This is a genomic window from Fictibacillus sp. 18YEL24 (assembly GCF_015903855.1).
GTDB lineage: Bacteria > Bacillota > Bacilli > Bacillales > Fictibacillaceae > Fictibacillus > Fictibacillus phosphorivorans_C.
The window spans coordinates 68,870-84,486 of the sequence record NZ_JACZDT010000003.1 but is presented as its reverse complement, the minus strand read 5'-3'; the positions used below and the strand labels follow the sequence as shown (position 1 = coordinate 84,486).

Annotated in this window: 17 protein-coding genes; all 17 read right to left on the bottom strand. The window is 43.0% G+C overall.

Annotation, left to right across the window (positions count from 1 at the left end; translation table 11 throughout):
- Nucleotides 1-29: 29 nt before the first annotated feature.
- The gene (gene paaX / locus HU823_RS10785) at nucleotides 30-923 is read right to left on the bottom strand and encodes a phenylacetic acid degradation operon negative regulatory protein PaaX (protein WP_144702791.1); all 894 of its coding nucleotides are present in this window, start codon (nucleotides 921-923) and stop codon (nucleotides 30-32) included.
- A 191-nt stretch (nucleotides 924-1,114) separates the two neighbouring features.
- Entirely contained in the window at nucleotides 1,115-1,891 is a 777-nt protein-coding gene (locus tag HU823_RS10780; RefSeq protein WP_144702794.1) for an enoyl-CoA hydratase-related protein, read from the bottom strand.
- A 14-nt stretch (nucleotides 1,892-1,905) separates the two neighbouring features.
- Nucleotides 1,906-3,111 (bottom strand): thiolase family protein, encoded by a 1,206-nt coding sequence (locus HU823_RS10775; protein WP_197222057.1) that lies wholly within the window; start codon nucleotides 3,109-3,111, stop codon nucleotides 1,906-1,908.
- Nucleotides 3,111-3,983 carry a 3-hydroxyacyl-CoA dehydrogenase gene (locus HU823_RS10770; protein ID WP_066391452.1) on the bottom strand — a complete coding sequence of 291 codons (873 nt, stop codon included), beginning with the start codon at nucleotides 3,981-3,983 and terminating at the stop codon, nucleotides 3,111-3,113. The genes HU823_RS10775 and HU823_RS10770 overlap by 1 nt, the downstream gene beginning before the upstream one ends.
- A 622-nt stretch (nucleotides 3,984-4,605) precedes the next feature.
- On the bottom strand, nucleotides 4,606-6,111 hold the full coding sequence (locus HU823_RS10765; protein ID WP_144702799.1) for an aldehyde dehydrogenase family protein: 1,506 nt from the start codon (nucleotides 6,109-6,111) through the stop codon (nucleotides 4,606-4,608).
- Nucleotides 6,112-6,138: 27 nt separating this feature from the next.
- The gene (locus tag HU823_RS10760; RefSeq protein WP_197222056.1) at nucleotides 6,139-6,912 is read right to left on the bottom strand and encodes an enoyl-CoA hydratase-related protein; all 774 of its coding nucleotides are present in this window, start codon (nucleotides 6,910-6,912) and stop codon (nucleotides 6,139-6,141) included.
- Between the two features lie 13 nt (nucleotides 6,913-6,925).
- Nucleotides 6,926-7,702: an enoyl-CoA hydratase/isomerase family protein gene (locus tag HU823_RS10755; RefSeq protein WP_197222055.1), complete on the bottom strand. Its 777-nt coding sequence runs from the start codon at nucleotides 7,700-7,702 to the stop codon at nucleotides 6,926-6,928.
- Nucleotides 7,695-8,000: an EthD family reductase gene (locus HU823_RS10750; protein ID WP_137790505.1), complete on the bottom strand. Its 306-nt coding sequence runs from the start codon at nucleotides 7,998-8,000 to the stop codon at nucleotides 7,695-7,697. Before HU823_RS10750 ends, HU823_RS10755 begins: the two co-directional genes overlap by 8 nt.
- A gap of 37 nt (nucleotides 8,001-8,037) precedes the next feature.
- On the bottom strand, nucleotides 8,038-8,538 hold the full coding sequence (paaD, locus tag HU823_RS10745) for a 1,2-phenylacetyl-CoA epoxidase subunit PaaD (protein WP_370630062.1): 501 nt from the start codon (nucleotides 8,536-8,538) through the stop codon (nucleotides 8,038-8,040).
- 26 nt (nucleotides 8,539-8,564) lie between these two features.
- A complete protein-coding gene (gene paaC, locus HU823_RS10740; protein WP_144702808.1) occupies nucleotides 8,565-9,371 on the bottom strand; it encodes a 1,2-phenylacetyl-CoA epoxidase subunit PaaC in 807 nt (268 codons plus the stop codon).
- Complete coding sequence (paaB, locus tag HU823_RS10735; RefSeq protein ID WP_066391438.1) at nucleotides 9,368-9,715, bottom strand: 1,2-phenylacetyl-CoA epoxidase subunit PaaB; 348 nt, start codon at nucleotides 9,713-9,715, stop codon at nucleotides 9,368-9,370. The genes paaC and paaB overlap by 4 nt, the downstream gene beginning before the upstream one ends.
- Before the next feature lie 23 nt (nucleotides 9,716-9,738).
- Nucleotides 9,739-10,704 (bottom strand): 1,2-phenylacetyl-CoA epoxidase subunit PaaA, encoded by a 966-nt coding sequence (paaA, locus tag HU823_RS10730; RefSeq protein ID WP_197222054.1) that lies wholly within the window; start codon nucleotides 10,702-10,704, stop codon nucleotides 9,739-9,741.
- A 70-nt stretch (nucleotides 10,705-10,774) separates the two neighbouring features.
- The gene (locus HU823_RS10725; RefSeq protein WP_197222053.1) at nucleotides 10,775-12,103 is read right to left on the bottom strand and encodes a phenylacetate--CoA ligase family protein; all 1,329 of its coding nucleotides are present in this window, start codon (nucleotides 12,101-12,103) and stop codon (nucleotides 10,775-10,777) included.
- 450 nt (nucleotides 12,104-12,553) lie between these two features.
- Nucleotides 12,554-13,543, bottom strand: coding sequence for a lipoate--protein ligase (locus HU823_RS10720; protein WP_137790510.1), 990 nt, complete (start codon nucleotides 13,541-13,543; stop codon nucleotides 12,554-12,556).
- Nucleotides 13,544-13,570: 27 nt separating this feature from the next.
- Nucleotides 13,571-14,305 (bottom strand): MBL fold metallo-hydrolase, encoded by a 735-nt coding sequence (locus HU823_RS10715; protein ID WP_197222052.1) that lies wholly within the window; start codon nucleotides 14,303-14,305, stop codon nucleotides 13,571-13,573.
- 56 nt (nucleotides 14,306-14,361) lie between these two features.
- Nucleotides 14,362-15,237, bottom strand: coding sequence for a LysR family transcriptional regulator (locus tag HU823_RS10710; RefSeq protein ID WP_144702820.1), 876 nt, complete (start codon nucleotides 15,235-15,237; stop codon nucleotides 14,362-14,364).
- Nucleotides 15,238-15,314: 77 nt separating this feature from the next.
- On the bottom strand, nucleotides 15,315-15,605 hold the full coding sequence (locus HU823_RS10705) for a putative quinol monooxygenase (RefSeq protein WP_144702823.1): 291 nt from the start codon (nucleotides 15,603-15,605) through the stop codon (nucleotides 15,315-15,317).
- Between the last annotated feature and the right edge of the window lie 12 nt (nucleotides 15,606-15,617).

The following is a 15,617-nucleotide window of genomic DNA, read 5'->3' as shown; positions in this document are numbered from 1 at the left end:
CTTTTTTAGTTGTATCTAGCCTAATTCTTTTATGACCGGTTCTCCTGAATAAGAGGATGATTAAGAGCATCAAACTCTGAATCTTTCTTTAGATCGTTTCCATCCGAATAGATGCTTTCAAAGAAACGACTTGCAGGTCCTGCTAATGCTCGGTAATAATCACTAAAGAGCGAAGCTGCGTGATCACCTAGCCAGTCTGCATGAAGAAGCTCCTTCGGAAGACCTGGATCGATAAACAGGAACTTACGATATTCGTGAACAAGCTTTGTACGCTCTACAAAGCACTCTCCGTCTGTCATCTCACCTTTTTCAATCTTATTCTTATCGATCACATACTTTTGAGAATACGTTACGATGAACTCGTTGTATTTTTCGTTAATGTCATTCAGATCCCAACACTCAGAAACTAGCTTTTCATTCTCATTCGGCCCATTGTAAACGGCTGTAAACGAATGAACATAGTCTTTGATCTCATATTTATCAATCATAGATTGAATCTGCTCAGAGTATGCGTGCGGTGAGATCCAGAAACTGTTAGCAAGCAGACCAAATCCGCTCCAGACCAGTTCCTTTCGAAGCTCATCACGAATGCTTCTTTTCTCTTCAGGAATCGTATAGGTGAACATCATCCATTCGCCGTTCCACGGTTCCTGTTGCGCGTTAAAAATTCTCTTTGCTGCTTCATCCATCCGCTTTTTTCCACGCTCAGTTAAAAAATAATAACTTTTATTGCCTTGTTTTCTAGCTGCGATCCAGCCTTGCTTATTCATTCTGGAAATCGCTGCTCTTACGGCCTGTTCGTTGTGACCAAACTCTTCTAACAATCGAATCAAGCTGCCGATCCATATCTCACTGCCATAATGCCGGATATAGTCTCCGTATAATGTGAATATCATGGAGCGTGTGTTTAAACTATTCTGCATGTTCATACCCTCATTTGTACCTGTTATTGTCTGTACAATCCTACCATAAAGAAAACTGGACTAACATCAAGTCTTTCACGTCAGAACTTCATTGCACTTATATTAACGACTTAAATCTGTAACCTCGTCGAAAATCATCGGTACAAAAAAGTTATACTCTATGATAGTGGAATTATGGAGACAGAAACAAGTTACTCTCCCTTAAATACAGGCGGTCTTTTTTCTCCAAAAGCAACGAGTGCTTCCATTCGATCTTTTGTGGGAATTGTCACTTCATACGCTTTCGCCTCAATCGCAAGTCCTGTCTGAAGATCCACTTCCGTTCCATGCTTGATCGCATACTTTGCTTGCTGAACGGCAACTGGTCCATTCTTCATAATAAGACCAGCATAGTTTTCACAAACAGCCATCAATTCTTCTCTCGATGTTACTTGGTTTAAGATACCGTATGAAAAAGCTTCTTCCGCCATCATCTTTTTCGCTGTTAAAATCAGTTCCATCGCTTTCGCTTGACCGATCAGTCTAGGAAGACGCTGAGTTCCTCCCGCACCAGGAATGATCGCCCAACTAAGTTCTGTCAGACCCATCGACGCTTCTCTCACAGAAACCCGCAGATCACAAGCAAGAGCTAACTCGAAGCCTCCTCCAAAAGCATGGCCATTGATCGCACAGATCGTAGGCTGCGGCAACGCTTCAACAGCAGAGAACACATCGCGAATCTTACGTACATTTCTTCTTACTTCTGAATCACTCAGTGTACGGCGTTCTTTTAGATCAGCTCCTGCACTGAATGCTTTTTCCCCTGCACCTGTAAAAATCACAACGCGAACATCATTATTGTGATGAATGTCTTCTACGACTTCTTCAAGCTCTTTTAATGTTGAAAAGTTAAAGCAGTTCAAAACTTCTGGACGGTTTAAGGTTACATATGCAACATAATCTTTTACTTCGTATAAAATAGCACTCATGTTAGATGACCCTCCTATTCATTGATCGCTTCAACTACGGAAGCAATACCTTGACCAACACCGATACACATTGTTGCTAGACCGTAGCGCGATCCTTGCTTTTTCATTTCATGAATAAGCGTTGTTAAAATACGCGCGCCACTTGCTCCTAGCGGATGGCCGAACGCAATCGCACCGCCGTTTACGTTAACTTTGCCAGAATCTAGTCCAAGTTCTCTCATACAAGCAAGTGATTGTGAGGCAAAAGCTTCATTCAACTCCACCAAATCTAAATCAGCTATAGAGAGACCTGCCCGCTTCAGTGCTTTTTTGGAAGCTTCGATCGGACCTACACCCATTATAGCGGGCTCAAGACCTGCCACACCGGATGATACATATCGAGCCAAAGGTTTTAATCCTAACTGATCTGCTTTTTCACGGCTCATCAAAAGTAATGCAGAAGCTCCATCGTTGACTCCAGACGCATTTCCCGCTGTGACGCTTCCGTTTTTAAACAACGGTTTAAGCGTACCAAGCTTTTCGAGCGACGTTTCAGGACGAGGGTGTTCATCTTCTGTAACCCACGTTTCGTTTCCTTTTCGGTCTACTACTCTTACAGGAACAATTTCTTCTTTAAAACGGTTCTGTCCGATAGCTTCTTTTGCTTTCTGCTGAGAATCATAAGCGAATTGATCTTGTTCTTCTCTTGTAATTCCATATTTCTTCGCTACGTTCTCTGCTGTTTCAGGCATAGAATCTGTTCCGAACTTTTCATGCAAAAGCGGATTAATAAAGCGCCATCCGATCGTCGTATCAAACATTTTCATATCGCCACGAGGATAGTCGACTTCAGGCTTCCCCATTACGAGTGGTGCACGTGTCATACTCTCCGTTCCACCGGCGATGAAGATATCTCCTTCACCAGCCAAGATGGCTCTAGCACCGTAGATGACCGCATCCATACCAGATCCGCATAAACGGTTGATCGTCGTTCCGCCTACCTCTACAGGAAGTCCCGCGAGTAAAGCTGACATTCTTGCCACATTACGATTATCTTCTCCCGCTCCGTTTGCGTTTCCGAATATCACTTCTTCAATCTCGTTGACAGGAAGTTCAGGGTTTCTTTCCACAAGCGCTTTGATCACCACTGCACCAAGATCATCAGGCCGAACCGTTTTTAGTCCACCTTTATATCTTCCTATAGGCGTACGAACAGCATCAACGATGACAACCTCTCTCATCACTTTTTCACCCCGTTATCTTCCGTGGTATAGTCGTATACCCCTTTACCTGACTTTCGGCCAAGTCTACCCGCCTTAACATACTTGACTAAAAGTGGTGCCGGACGATATTTTTCACCTAACGTTTTATGAAGGTAGTTCAGGTTGTTTAAGCGTGTATCTAATCCTACTAAATCGCCAAGTTCAAAAGGTCCCATCGGAAAATTCAAGCCCAGTTTAATCGCTTTGTCGATGTCTTCTGGCGTTCCTACGCCTTCTTGCAGCATATAGAACGCTTCATTCCCAATCATAGCTGAAATCCGGCTTGTAACGAATCCTGGGAACTCGTTAACCGTTACGGTTTCTTTCCCCATCTTCACAGCAGCTTCTTTCGCGAGCTCGACCGTTTCATCGTTTGTTTCATGCCCGCGAACGATCTCAACGAGTGGCATTCTATGCACCGGGTTAAAGAAATGCATGGCGATTACTTTTTCAGGACGTTTAGTAAAAGATCCTATCTCAGTTGGACTCATCGTAGAAGTGTTTGTCGCAAGCACGCAATGTTCAGGTGCTGAACGGTCTAGTTCTTCAAAAACAGCACGCTTGATCTCTATGTTTTCTGGAACAGCTTCAATCACTAAGTCTGCACCGCTAACGGCCGCTGAGAGATTTGTAGCATACGAAAGTCTCGCTTGCGCTTCTTCAGCCACACTTTGTGATAACTTTCCGCGAGATACTGCTTTTGAAAAAATAGAATCGATCTCTTTTTTTGCATTTTCAAGTTGTTCTTCTTTTACATCAACGAGTTGAACATCAAAACCGCCGACTGCGCTCACGTAGGCGATTCCTCTTCCCATCACACCAGATCCGATGACTACAGCATTTTGTAACAATAGTCTCTCCTGCCTTTCTTTTAAACAAATGTTTAACGTTTTGTATGCAATACTGCTTTTGAAGGAGGTTAATTTCCGCTGCAAGGCTCGCTTTCCGCAGGGTGTGCGGTGAGCCCATTCGCCGCTTTGCGTCATTGAACGGTCTCACCTGTCTAGCTACAGCTCCTAGCCCCTCGAGGTCATAAGTTAAATGGTACACGAAGGCAAAGAGCGCCTTCCCTACCCATTTTCCTTATGCTTATCAGGGCTGTACAGTCGCTTCCGCATTTCAATAGTCCCACTCATCCTGCAGGAGTCTCGCCTTTCCGCTCCAATTAACTATTCAATGAAGTAGTAATTCAAATCTCTTTGCAGCAAATTCTTGTATAAAAAGCGAGCACTAAGGCTCGCTTTTGTTTTGTTCTTTACTAAATAAATTACTGACAGAAAAGCTTTAAAACCTTCTGTTAAAGGTGATTGTAGTGGAAGATGCGAGACTCCTGCGGGACAGGCCGGCAGGTGAGACACTTAAGAGTGAAACACTTCAAATGTGGCTCACCGCCTGCCCCGCGGAAAGCGAGCATCTGAAACGGAAATCAACTCTCCCACAAGCAACAAAGCTTAAATAACAGTTATTTTGTTTTTACAGATTAAAAGGATTCAACGGACGTGATCCTGTGTAGGACACGACACTCTTTGTTTCTGAATAAAGATCAAGTGTCTCGATGCATAGCTCGCGGCCGAAACCTGATTGCTTGTAGCCTCCGAACGGTGTTCCTGGGAATGCAGAGAACGGTGAGTTTATCATGATCGTTCCAGCTTGGATCATACCCGCTACACGTGTTGCCTTTGCGTGATCCTTCGTCCAAATTGCTGCTGCAAGACCGAAGTCAGTATTGTTTGCAAGTTTCACAGCCTCTTTTTCGTCTTTAAACGTAGAGACAACAACAACAGGTCCGAAGATTTCTTCTTTAACTACTTTCATTTCTTCATTTACGTCTGTAATGATCGTCGGAAGATACCAATGACCGTTTTCATATCCGTCGACTTTTGCACGTCCGCCACCTAAAAGGATAGTTGCTCCTTCTTCTTCAGCAGATTTTACGTAGCCGTCGATCACTTCAAGCTGGCGATCTGAAATAATCGCTCCAACATGCGTACCTTGATCGAGTGGATTACCTAGTACAAGCTTCTTCGCTTTTTCAACGAACTTTTCCATGAACGCGTCATAGATACTTTCCTCAATGTACAAGCGAGATCGTGCTTCACAGGATTGCCCTGTATTGTAGAAAATACCGAATAATGAGCCGTCCACTGCTGCATCAAGATCCGTATCGGCAAAAACTAAGTTAGGTGATTTTCCACCAAGTTCAAGCGTTACACGTTTTAACGTTTGAGACGCCTTAGCCATGATGTCTTTTCCTGTTCCTGTCTCACCAGTAAACGCTACTTTATCAACACCTTCGTGTTCAGCAAGGTATGAACCAACCGTAGCTCCGTCACCTGTAATGATGTTTACAACACCTTCAGGAACACCCGCTTCATGACAGATCTCCGTCATAACGATCGCTGTTAAAGGCGTTAAACTAGCAGGCTTTAAGATGACAGAACAGCCCGTTGCGATTGCTGGTGCGATCTTCCACGCTGCCATCATCATCGGGTAGTTCCAAGGAATAATCTGTGCACAAACGCCTAGAGGCTCTTTTAGCGTGTAGTTCATGAATGGTCCTGGCATAGGGTTCACAGCACCGCGGTGGCTTACAATCGCACCTGCGTAGAACTCAAAGTCTTCAATCGCTTGCATGACTTGCCCTTGTGCAGCACTTAAAGATTTTCCACTGTTCAAAATTTCAAGCTCAACAAGTTCGTTATAACGAGAACGCATGATGCTAGCGATCTTGTTCATCGTGCGAGAACGCTTGTTTACAGGAGAGCGCTTCCATTTTCCTGTTTCAAAAGCTGTTCTTGCAGCCTTTACAGCAGAATCCACATCAGCTTTTGTTGCTTTTGCAACTTTCGCTAACGGTTCACCTGTTGCCGGGTTATATGTAACAAAGTATTCTCCCTCAGATCCACCAACACTTTGTCCGCCTATCACCATTTCATATACGTCACGTTTTACCGCTTTAACTTCTGTCTTTGTGCTCATGTTCTCCACTCCTTTTAATCTAGATGTCTATTTTCCTGTGAATGCTGGTTTTCTCTTTTCTATAAATGCATGCAGACCTTCTTGATGATCCGCTGACTCACCAGCAATTTTTTGCGCTTGTGCTTCATATTCCAGCACTTCGTTCAGATCACTTTCCCAGCTTTTATTCATATAGCGTTTGATGAGACCGATTGCTTTGGTTGGCATGTTTGCAAGTTTCTCAGCGAACGTTTCCACTTCAAGCATGAACTCTTCTTCGCTTACATTTTTTGTTACAAGACCAAACTCTTTAGCCTGCTGAGCGGTGATCTTCTCACCTAACACAGCTAACTCCATCGCTTTTGCATGACCTACTAATCGAGGCAAGAAGTACAGATTTCCAGAGTCAGGTACGAGACCAACATGAATGAACGCTTCTATGAAGCTCGCTTTCTCACTTGCGATACGGAAGTCACAAGCTAGAGCGAGACTCATTCCTGCACCAGCTGCAACACCGTTCACGGCTGCGATTACAGGCTTCTCCATGGCAACTAATGCTTGCACCATCGGATTGTATCCTTTTCTCAGAACATCGCCATAATCAGCGCCCTCTGGTGAACCTGTTAAGTCTTGACCTGAACAGAATGCACGCCCGGCGCCCGTTATAACAACAGCTCTTACATTGCTGTCTTTGTTTGCTTCTTTAATCGCTGAAACCATTTCCTTATGCATGAGTGATGTGAATGCATTGAGTTTATCCGGACGATTTAAAGTAATCCAAGCCGTTTTTCCTCTTGTTTCGTAGCTGATCGTTTCAAACATGTTCATATCCCCTCTACTTCCCTTTAAATTCGGCTGGACGCTTTTCAACGAAAGCCTTCATGCCTTCTTTTTGATCCTGAGACGAGAATAATAGATAAAAGTTTTTACGTTCGAACTGCATGCCTTCGTGTGTGGAATAATCAATAGACTTATAAACAGTCTCTTTTATTAAACGAGTAGATAAAGGTGCTCTAGAAGCTACAATCTTCGCATACTTTTTTGCCTCGTCCACGACAAGTTCAGGTGCGATGACACGGTTGATCACTCCGTATTGAAGAGCTTCATCAGCTGTCATCGGATCACCGAGCCATAGCCACTCGAGCGCTTTTTTCTGACCCATCAGCTTTGTAAGTTTTACAGTGCCACCAGCACCTGGCATCACACCAAGTTTGATCTCAGGAAATCCGAACTGTGCATTTTCTGCTGCGAAGAGGATGTCTGCGCATAACGCTAGTTCAAAACCTCCACCAAAGCAGTAACCGTTGACGGCACCAATGATCGGCTTTTTGATCGTTGCGAGACGATCCCATTCTTTAAACTGGTTTAATAGTTCAAGAGAGACCGCTGTATCTTCTTTCATCTCATCAATGTCAGCACCGGCTGCAAATGCACGCTCACTGCCTGTTAAAACAATTGCTTTCACCTCATCATTACGGTCGAAGCTTTCAAAAGCATCTAATAGTTCCGTAACCATCGGCCTGTTGATCGCGTTTAACACGCGCGGCCTGTTTAATTGAATAGAGGCTATCCCATCTTCAATAGAGGTTAGAATTGTTTCGTAATTACTCATTGATTTCCTCACCGATCATGAGCGTTACAAGTTCAGCTGCAAAGCTCATCAAGTCTTTTCCAGAAGCTTTACCTTCATCAGACTTCATCGCTGCTTTAAGAGCATCATGATCGTCATAGTACATTTCACAAAGAATGTGATAGTCGCTTTTCCCCATCGGCGAGCCTACGATTTTCGTTACTTCCATTTTGCGAAGTCCAGGAATCTTCTTCGTGATCTCAGTATGATGTCCAAAATAGTGGTCGTCGAACTGCTCCAAGTTTTCCGGTGTTTTGTAAAGTGCGATTAGTTTTACCATGTGTGTTTCCTCCCTATTTTTAAACTCATCATTTTTCTTATCCCATATCAGCAACAGGTTTCATCGCTTCAAACGGGTTCTTGCACGACTTGCAATATAGGATACTTCTGCAGGCTGTTGGTCCAAAGATGTTTTCCATCGTTACGTATGTTGATCCACAATACGGACAATCGATCTCCCAAGGCTCACCCATCACATGGTTCGCTGGTGGAGGTGAGATGCCAAACTCTTTTAACCTCTCTCGTCCCTCTGGTGTAATCCGGTCTGTTGTCCACGATGGTGTAAATACAAATTTCACTTCTGCTGAAGTAATTCCTTCTACATTTTCAATCGCTTTTTTAATATCTCGTTCGATGATGTGAAGAGCTGGACAGCCAGAGAACGTAGGCAGAACAGAAATCCTTACCCTATCATCTGTCACGTCAACTTCGTGCACCATCCCGAGATCCAATATACTGACAGAGGCGATTTCAGGATCTTTTACATCCCCAAGCGCGTCCATCACACTATCAGTCATGCTGCTTTTTAATTCGGACACGGGGTTCATCTCCTTTCTAAATCGTCTTACCAGCCAGTTGCAGGATTTGTTGCATAAACTTCAGAAAGTGTTGCAGTTGCTTGCTTCAAGTCTTCCGTGTGTACTCCGTTTCGACCATTGCCTCTTTCCATGCGAGGTTCCCCAGGATAAGATGCACCTACTTCTTTTAAGACAGCCTCAATCTTGTTGTTCCATCTCTTCTTCATTACGTTCTCATCATCGATGAAGTTCGCCTTTACGATATCTTCATAATACGGTCCGAGCGTAAGAACGCCGCCAAAGTCTTTCCAAACCTTTTGGATGGCTGCTGTCATTCGAAGGGTCGCTTCATCTGTACTGGTCATAAGCTGCTTGAACCAAATCTCCCAATGCATCAGATGGTAATACTGTTCTGTCATGATTTTACGTGCTGCTTCTGCCAAAGGTTCATAGGAAGAGTGGCGCAATGAATCTAGACGTATATGTTTGTGTACAGCGTAAAAGTAGTTGCGTACGACAGTGAACGCCCAGTCGTAATCTGGTTCTTTTAAGTACGTTCCAGGTCCGTTCACTTCTTCTAAGATGATGGCATTTCGAAACAGATCAGGTGATCGCAGGTGAGCAATCCTGTCTGCTTCTCCTTCTTCAAGATTTTCGAGTAGGTTATAGTACAAATTCGCATGCCCCATCATGTCTTGTGAGATGGATGAGAATGCAACATCCTCTTCAATATGCGGTGCTAGACCAAGCCACTCCGATCCGCGAAACGCAAGAAGAAAATCATCGTCTGCAAGCTGATAGAGAAGCTCGATCAATGCTTTCTTTTCTTTTGGTTTTAACGTTTCTTGTGTCATGAATTGTCTCCCCTTCCGCCAAGGATGTGCTGTTCGGTAAACTGCTCCTGATTATAGTCGCGCCACTTCTTCTTTAGATAGCCGTACCCTTTTGTTTCTCTATATTGTTTATCGAGACGTTTTAGCATCTCTCTTTCGTCTTGGTTAAGTCCCCTGATGTTCTCTCTTTTCACAACCCAGATGTCGGCGACCGTTTCTCTTCTGAAAAAGTTCTCTTTTGCCATGATGAGCGCCATATCTGCGTTTGGTGCTAAAAGGCTGAAGCTATGCTGAAACGGAGATTTATCTGTTTTTTTGCTGAATACTTCATACACGTTGTAAAACTCATTTGTTGATTCGTTCACCTTTGTTTCTCTCCTTTCCGCTGTTAGTTCGCCTTTTTAGCAGCGAGTGCCGCGCGTACCCACTCGTTATTTTTGTATGAGCGGCGACGAAGATCTAAACGATTCTGTGATTGTGGTCCGTTACCTGAAACAATCTGTTTGAACTTGCTCCAGTCAGCGTCCTTATAGATCCACATCTGGCTGTCTTCATCAAAACGGATCGTATCATCTGGAATCGTTAGCCCAAGCGACCAAATACGCGGAATATATTTTGTGAAGAACTCTTGTCTAAGGTCCTCGTTTGTTTTTGTACGGATCTTATACATGATGTTCTTATCAGCGTTTGAATTTCCGGTTTCTTTTGCTGACTTTGGTCCGAAGAACATGATCAGTGATTCCCACCAGCGGTTTAACGAATCCTGCAGCATTTCACGCTGTTCCGGCGTTCCTTCTGCCATCGCTAAAATGATGCTCTCACCATGTTGCGCGTGGAAAACTTCCTCCGCACAGATACGCTTTAACGCCCTGGCGTATGGCCCATAAGAAGAATCAAGCATCATGCTCTGAGAGATGATTGCCGCCCCGTCCACAAGCCAAGCGATAATTCCCGCATCACCCCAAGTTGGAGCATCCATATGAAACACGTTATGAAATTTTAATTTACCTGAAAAAAGATCTTCCATGATGTCGTGGCGGTTCTTGCCAAGAGGGGCCATCAAATCTTCTGCCACACGAAGCAAGAGCTGTCCATGTCCCATCTCATCCTGAACCTTAGCCATGATCGCAAGTTTGCGGTGAAGAGAAGGCGCTTTAGGTACCCACTCTTTCTCTGGAAGCGCTCCCATAATTTCAGAAATGCCATGCATCGAAATCAAACGAATCAGCTGCAAGCGATAATCTTCCGGCATCCAGTCATCCGGTTCGATCTTTTCACCGGCGTTGATCCGATCAAGAAAATGAGTCATCTTCTCTTCTTCACTAAGCTGATTAAAACTCATACCAACTGTCATGTTGTTCCCTCCTATTATATTACGTTTATTTACCGTAATTATAAATTATCGTCATACGATTTAAAAGTAATTATACGCCCATTTTTTTCTGTGTTTTCCTGACGACTCGAATCGCCTTACCTTCAGAACGTGGAATACCTTTTGGTGGATACACTTTAATATTCATGGATACGAGGCATGTGTCTTTAATTTTTTTTGTGATCGTCTTCTTTAACAGGTGCGTCGCCTCATGATCTTCGTCTCCGTTTGTTACAGCATAAAGTTGTTCTGTCATCTCAACATGAAGTTCGATATGTTCTTTTAATCCTTCTGTTAAAATATGAACTTGGTAGTGAGGTACAATATCCTCTATCGAAAGAAGACAATTCTCAATTTCAGAAGGAAACACATTAACTCCACGTACGATAATCATGTCATCGATCCGGCCCTTCACACGGCTCATTCGTATGGAAGTCCTTCCACAGCTGCAAGGTACTCGATTAATGGAAGCAATATCTCCTGTACGATATCGGATGATCGGAAAAGCTTCCTTCGTTAAACTTGTAAACACAAGCTCTCCATACTGACCATCAGGCATTGGTTCGAGGGTGTCAGGATTAATGATCTCAGCTAAAAAATGATCATCCATAATATGAAGGCCATCCTGTGCCTCGTGGCATTCCATCGCAACCCCTGGCCCCATCACTTCGCTCAATCCATAGATATCCATCGCTTTGATACCAAGCTTCTCTTCAAGCGTCGCACGCATCTCTTCAGACCACGGCTCTGCTCCAAATATTCCATATTCTATCGAAGTCGCTTTCGGATCTTTTCCTAGCTCCTCCATCTTTTCAGCAATGGTTAAAATATAAGAAGGTGTTCCGCATATCACCTGAGGTTTAAAGTCTTCGATCAAAAGGATTTGCCGTTCTGTATTTCCGCCTGAAACAGGAACTGTAATCATCCCCAGCCGCTCAGATCCGATATGGAGTCCGAGTCCACCTGTAAATAGACCATAGCCATATGCATTATGAAGGACATGACCAGGTTCTCCACCTGCAATGGCAATAGAACGCGCTACCATGTTGCTCCACCTATCAATGTCACCTTCTGTATAGCCAACCACTGTCGGTTTACCGCTCGTTCCAGAAGAGGCATGCAGTCGGACAAGGTGATCGTTCGGAACAGCAAAAAGACCAAAAGGATAATGATCGCGAAGATCTTTTTTTACGGTAAAAGGAAGTTTTTGAAGATCTTCTAATGTATCAATTGAAGAGGGATGAATTCCTTTTTCGTCAAAAGCATTTTTGTAAAAAGAGACATTCTCATATACGTTGTGTACCGTCTGCTTTAACCGATGAAGCTGAAGCTCTTCTTTTTCATCACGACTCATACATTCCACTTGTGGATGGAGGATCATTCTTTCATCTCCCTTTATAATATGTAAGCGATTACAATTGAGATTAAAAAAATATGACGTTTTTGTACCGTTATCTAATTATTGTGTGATGTATTTGGTTTCAGCTTATCATTTATAATAATTTTCTGTCAAATGATTTTGAGTGCTGAAACAGTCGTTTAGACACGACCAGCACTTTATACTTTTCTGAAGACACGCTCATTGTGTCACAAGAAAAGTGTAAAGTGACCTCGAGGGGCTGGTCTTTGAAGCTGGACTGATTTTGAGTGCTGAAACAGTCGTTTAGACACGCAACTTTTGGATGAGTTGTTGAAGACTTATAAATTGTCTTTGAGGACTTATAAAAAAATTTGAAGACTTATAAATTTTTTTGAAGACTTATAAATGAAAATGAAGACTTATAAACGATATAAACAAACAAAAACCGCCCATGAAAAGGCGGTTTTCTTCCTAATATAATAGATCAAGAAACTCCTGACGCGTTACATTTCCGAAATAGTGGCTTAAATCTAGATCCTTAAGCACTTCCTCGATCGCCTCGCGGTCATAACGTACACCGTTCAGCTTGTTTTCAATATCTGATACGTCACCTACACCAAAGAAATCACCAAAGATCTTACTTTCTTGAATGATTCCTTTAACGATGTGCAGACGGATATCAACAGAACCTGCTGCAAATCGGTTCGAAAGTTCCACATTGAACTTCGGAGATTTTCCGTAGTTCCAATCCCAGTTGGCATAACGCTCTCTTGAGATTTTGCGGATCTCTTCCCAGTCCTTTTCGGTCAATTCGTATTTTGGCACAGAATCCAACTCTTCGAATAAATACGCAAGAAGGGTCTGTTTGAACTCTTCCATCGTCATATCTTCATCCAAGTGCTCACGGATATTGGTTACTCGGCTGCGGATGGATTTGATTCCTTTTGACTCGATCTTGTCCATACGTACATTTAGAGCAGAAACTACATTTTCGATCTCAGAATCAAATAGCAAAGTTCCGTGGCTAAACATACGGCCTTTTGTAGAAAACTGTGCGTTTCCGGAAATTTTCTTACCGTCAGCCAAAATATCGTTTCGTCCGCTTAATTCAGCGTTCACACCGAGTTTTTTCAGTGCTTTTACAACAGGATCGGTAAACTTCTTGAAATCATGAAACGAATTACCGTCATCTTTCGTGATGAAACTGAAGTTTAAGTTTCCGAGGTCATGATACACCGCACCGCCACCAGATAAACGACGAACCACGTGAATCCCTTCATCTCGAACATAGTCCGCGTTGATCTCTTCAACGGTATTCTGGTTCTTACCGATGATGATCGATGGTTCATTTATATAAAAAAGCAAATACGTTTCATTGATGTCTAAATGTTTTAAAGCGAACTCTTCTATTGCTAGATTCACTCTTGGGTCTGTAATATTTTCATTATCAATAAAAAGCATATTTCTCTCCTCTTTCAGTCCCTATCTTTAAGCTCCCCACGTCCAGCCGGAAGAGGCAAGCTCCACTTTATTGTTATACACCTCTTTTGCCTCTGTGACAAGCTGTGATAACTGACCAAAATGAGGAAGGTGAGAAAGAAGCAGTTCACGAGCTTCGGACTCATGTGCTAGCTTGCCGCAATCCTCTGATGTCATGTGGCCTGGGCCGCTTCCATCCATTCCTTTGTAAAAGTTGCATTCTGCGATTAACAAGTCCGCATATCGGCTGAACGGAACGAGTTCAGGAATGAGCGCAGTATCTGCCGTATATACGATGGTATGTTTTCCGTCTGTAATGCGCATCGCATAGCAAACCGCAGCATGCTTTGTCAGTTGAAACGTAATCGTAAAAGGGCCGACCTTCAACACTTCATCTGGATGATAAGGAATTCCCTTTGTGGTAGTCCCGTGCGTGAGAGAGCGAAAACCATCTTGATCCTTATCGTGGCCATAGATCGGAAGTGGCTGTATTCCTTTTTGTAAAAACGACTGGATGAGACGACTGTATTGAAGAACACCTACATCAGCTACATGATCTGCGTGATAATGCGATAAAACGACCGCATCTAATTTTTCTGGCTTTATATACTTTTGAAGTTGTGAGAGAACGCCGCTTCCACAATCGATGAGCAGATTGAATCCCCCACTCTGAAGAAGATATCCCGATGTGGCTTCTCCCACTCCTGGATAACCACCCCAATATCCGATGACCGTTAGTTTCATAACTCTAGCCCTCCGCCTTTTTATTTACTAGTTTACACAATGCCCGACTCTTTACACTAGTTTTTGCGTTTAAGAGCATCTAGTACTTTTACTAAAACGGGGTTGTTTTTATGTTCTACTTTATATGCGGCATAGATTGTGTTTTCTGTGGTTAGTTCAGGAAATAATACCTTCACACGTTTTTCTAGTAATGATTTTTCAAAAAGATAAGTGGGAAGTATGCTCATTCCTAACCCATTTTCGATGCCCTCTAAGATCGATCTTAGATCAGGTATCACGTGGCAAGGTTGAAAGTCTGGTCGCTTTTTGAAATGATCACGCCAATACCTTCTTATGATAGGAAGTTCTAATCCATAGCTCAGCCAGTTCTTTTTGTTCAGCCACGCCTCTATTTCAGCAGTACTTTCTGCACTCGTTTCATAGGTTGGTGGTCCCACAGCAACAAATACTTCATCTTCAAGTTTTTGAAATTCAATTCCTTGCTGTTGCATTTTTTGAGTCGTCAGAATAAGATCCACTTCATCCTTCTCTAACTTTTCTAGTAACGTACCCGCCACTCCAAACTGAGATAAAAAACGAATATCTAAATCTCGGATTTTAGGAAGAGTTCGTATCGTAAAATATTCTACAGGCGAACCGATTCGGATAACAGGTGCACGTCCATTGCCAGATGAACTATGAAGCATTTGAAGTGTCGTATTTTCCAAGTTCTCAATGAGCGGAACAATTTTTGTATACAGTTCTTTGCCTTTATCCGTTGGTACCATTTTACGGGGAGCACGAATAAATAGAGGCTCTCCTATTTCTGCTTCTAAAGCTGCTAGATGCTGGCTCATAGCAGGCTGTGTTAAGATTCTAGCTTTTGCAGCAGCAGAAACAGAACGGTGTTTGTAGATGCTGATGAAACTTCTGTACCATTCAAAATCAATCATAAAAATCGCCCCCCCTTCTAAAGAATCAACATAAAAAACTGCACCGATCCGGATGAGGCACGATGCAGAATTTTATCCTATAGATCAATGATGTTTAAGCGGTATACTTCTCTTTCCTGAACAAGTGTTTCTATGTTTTTTCGATAATTTTTATAATGGTCGGATTCGATATGCCTGTTGAGAGCATCTTCATCACGCCAGTTTTCATAAAACACAAAAGTCTCAGGGTTCTCAGTAGATTCGTGAAGTGTATAGCTGATACATCCTTCTTCTTTCCTTGATGCTTGTACAACCTTAATCAATTCTTCGCGCAAACTTTCCGCTTTACCTGGTTTTGCTTTGAGTATTGCGTTAATGGTAATAGCCAAAAAATCATCTCC

Excerpts from the sequence above, each read along its gene's own strand:
- HU823_RS10775 (WP_197222057.1), bottom strand. The coding sequence starts at position 3,111 with ATGAGAGAGGTTGTCATCGTTGATGCTGTTCGTACGCCTATAGGAAGA.
- HU823_RS10720 (WP_137790510.1), bottom strand. The coding sequence starts at position 13,543 with ATGCTTTTTATTGATAATGAAAATATTACAGACCCAAGAGTGAATCTA.
- HU823_RS10725 (WP_197222053.1), bottom strand. The coding sequence starts at position 12,103 with ATGATCCTCCATCCACAAGTGGAATGTATGAGTCGTGATGAAAAAGAA.
- HU823_RS10715 (WP_197222052.1), bottom strand. The coding sequence starts at position 14,305 with ATGAAACTAACGGTCATCGGATATTGGGGTGGTTATCCAGGAGTGGGA.
- HU823_RS10710 (WP_144702820.1), bottom strand. The coding sequence starts at position 15,237 with ATGATTGATTTTGAATGGTACAGAAGTTTCATCAGCATCTACAAACAC.
- HU823_RS10780 (WP_144702794.1), bottom strand. The coding sequence starts at position 1,891 with ATGAGTGCTATTTTATACGAAGTAAAAGATTATGTTGCATATGTAACC.
- paaC (WP_144702808.1), bottom strand. The coding sequence starts at position 9,371 with ATGACACAAGAAACGTTAAAACCAAAAGAAAAGAAAGCATTGATCGAG.
- paaX (WP_144702791.1), bottom strand. The coding sequence starts at position 923 with ATGCAGAATAGTTTAAACACACGCTCCATGATATTCACATTATACGGA.
- HU823_RS10765 (WP_144702799.1), bottom strand. The coding sequence starts at position 6,111 with ATGAGCACAAAGACAGAAGTTAAAGCGGTAAAACGTGACGTATATGAA.
- HU823_RS10760 (WP_197222056.1), bottom strand. The coding sequence starts at position 6,912 with ATGTTTGAAACGATCAGCTACGAAACAAGAGGAAAAACGGCTTGGATT.
- HU823_RS10750 (WP_137790505.1), bottom strand. The coding sequence starts at position 8,000 with ATGGTAAAACTAATCGCACTTTACAAAACACCGGAAAACTTGGAGCAG.
- paaA (WP_197222054.1), bottom strand. The coding sequence starts at position 10,704 with ATGACAGTTGGTATGAGTTTTAATCAGCTTAGTGAAGAAGAGAAGATG.
- HU823_RS10755 (WP_197222055.1), bottom strand. The coding sequence starts at position 7,702 with ATGAGTAATTACGAAACAATTCTAACCTCTATTGAAGATGGGATAGCC.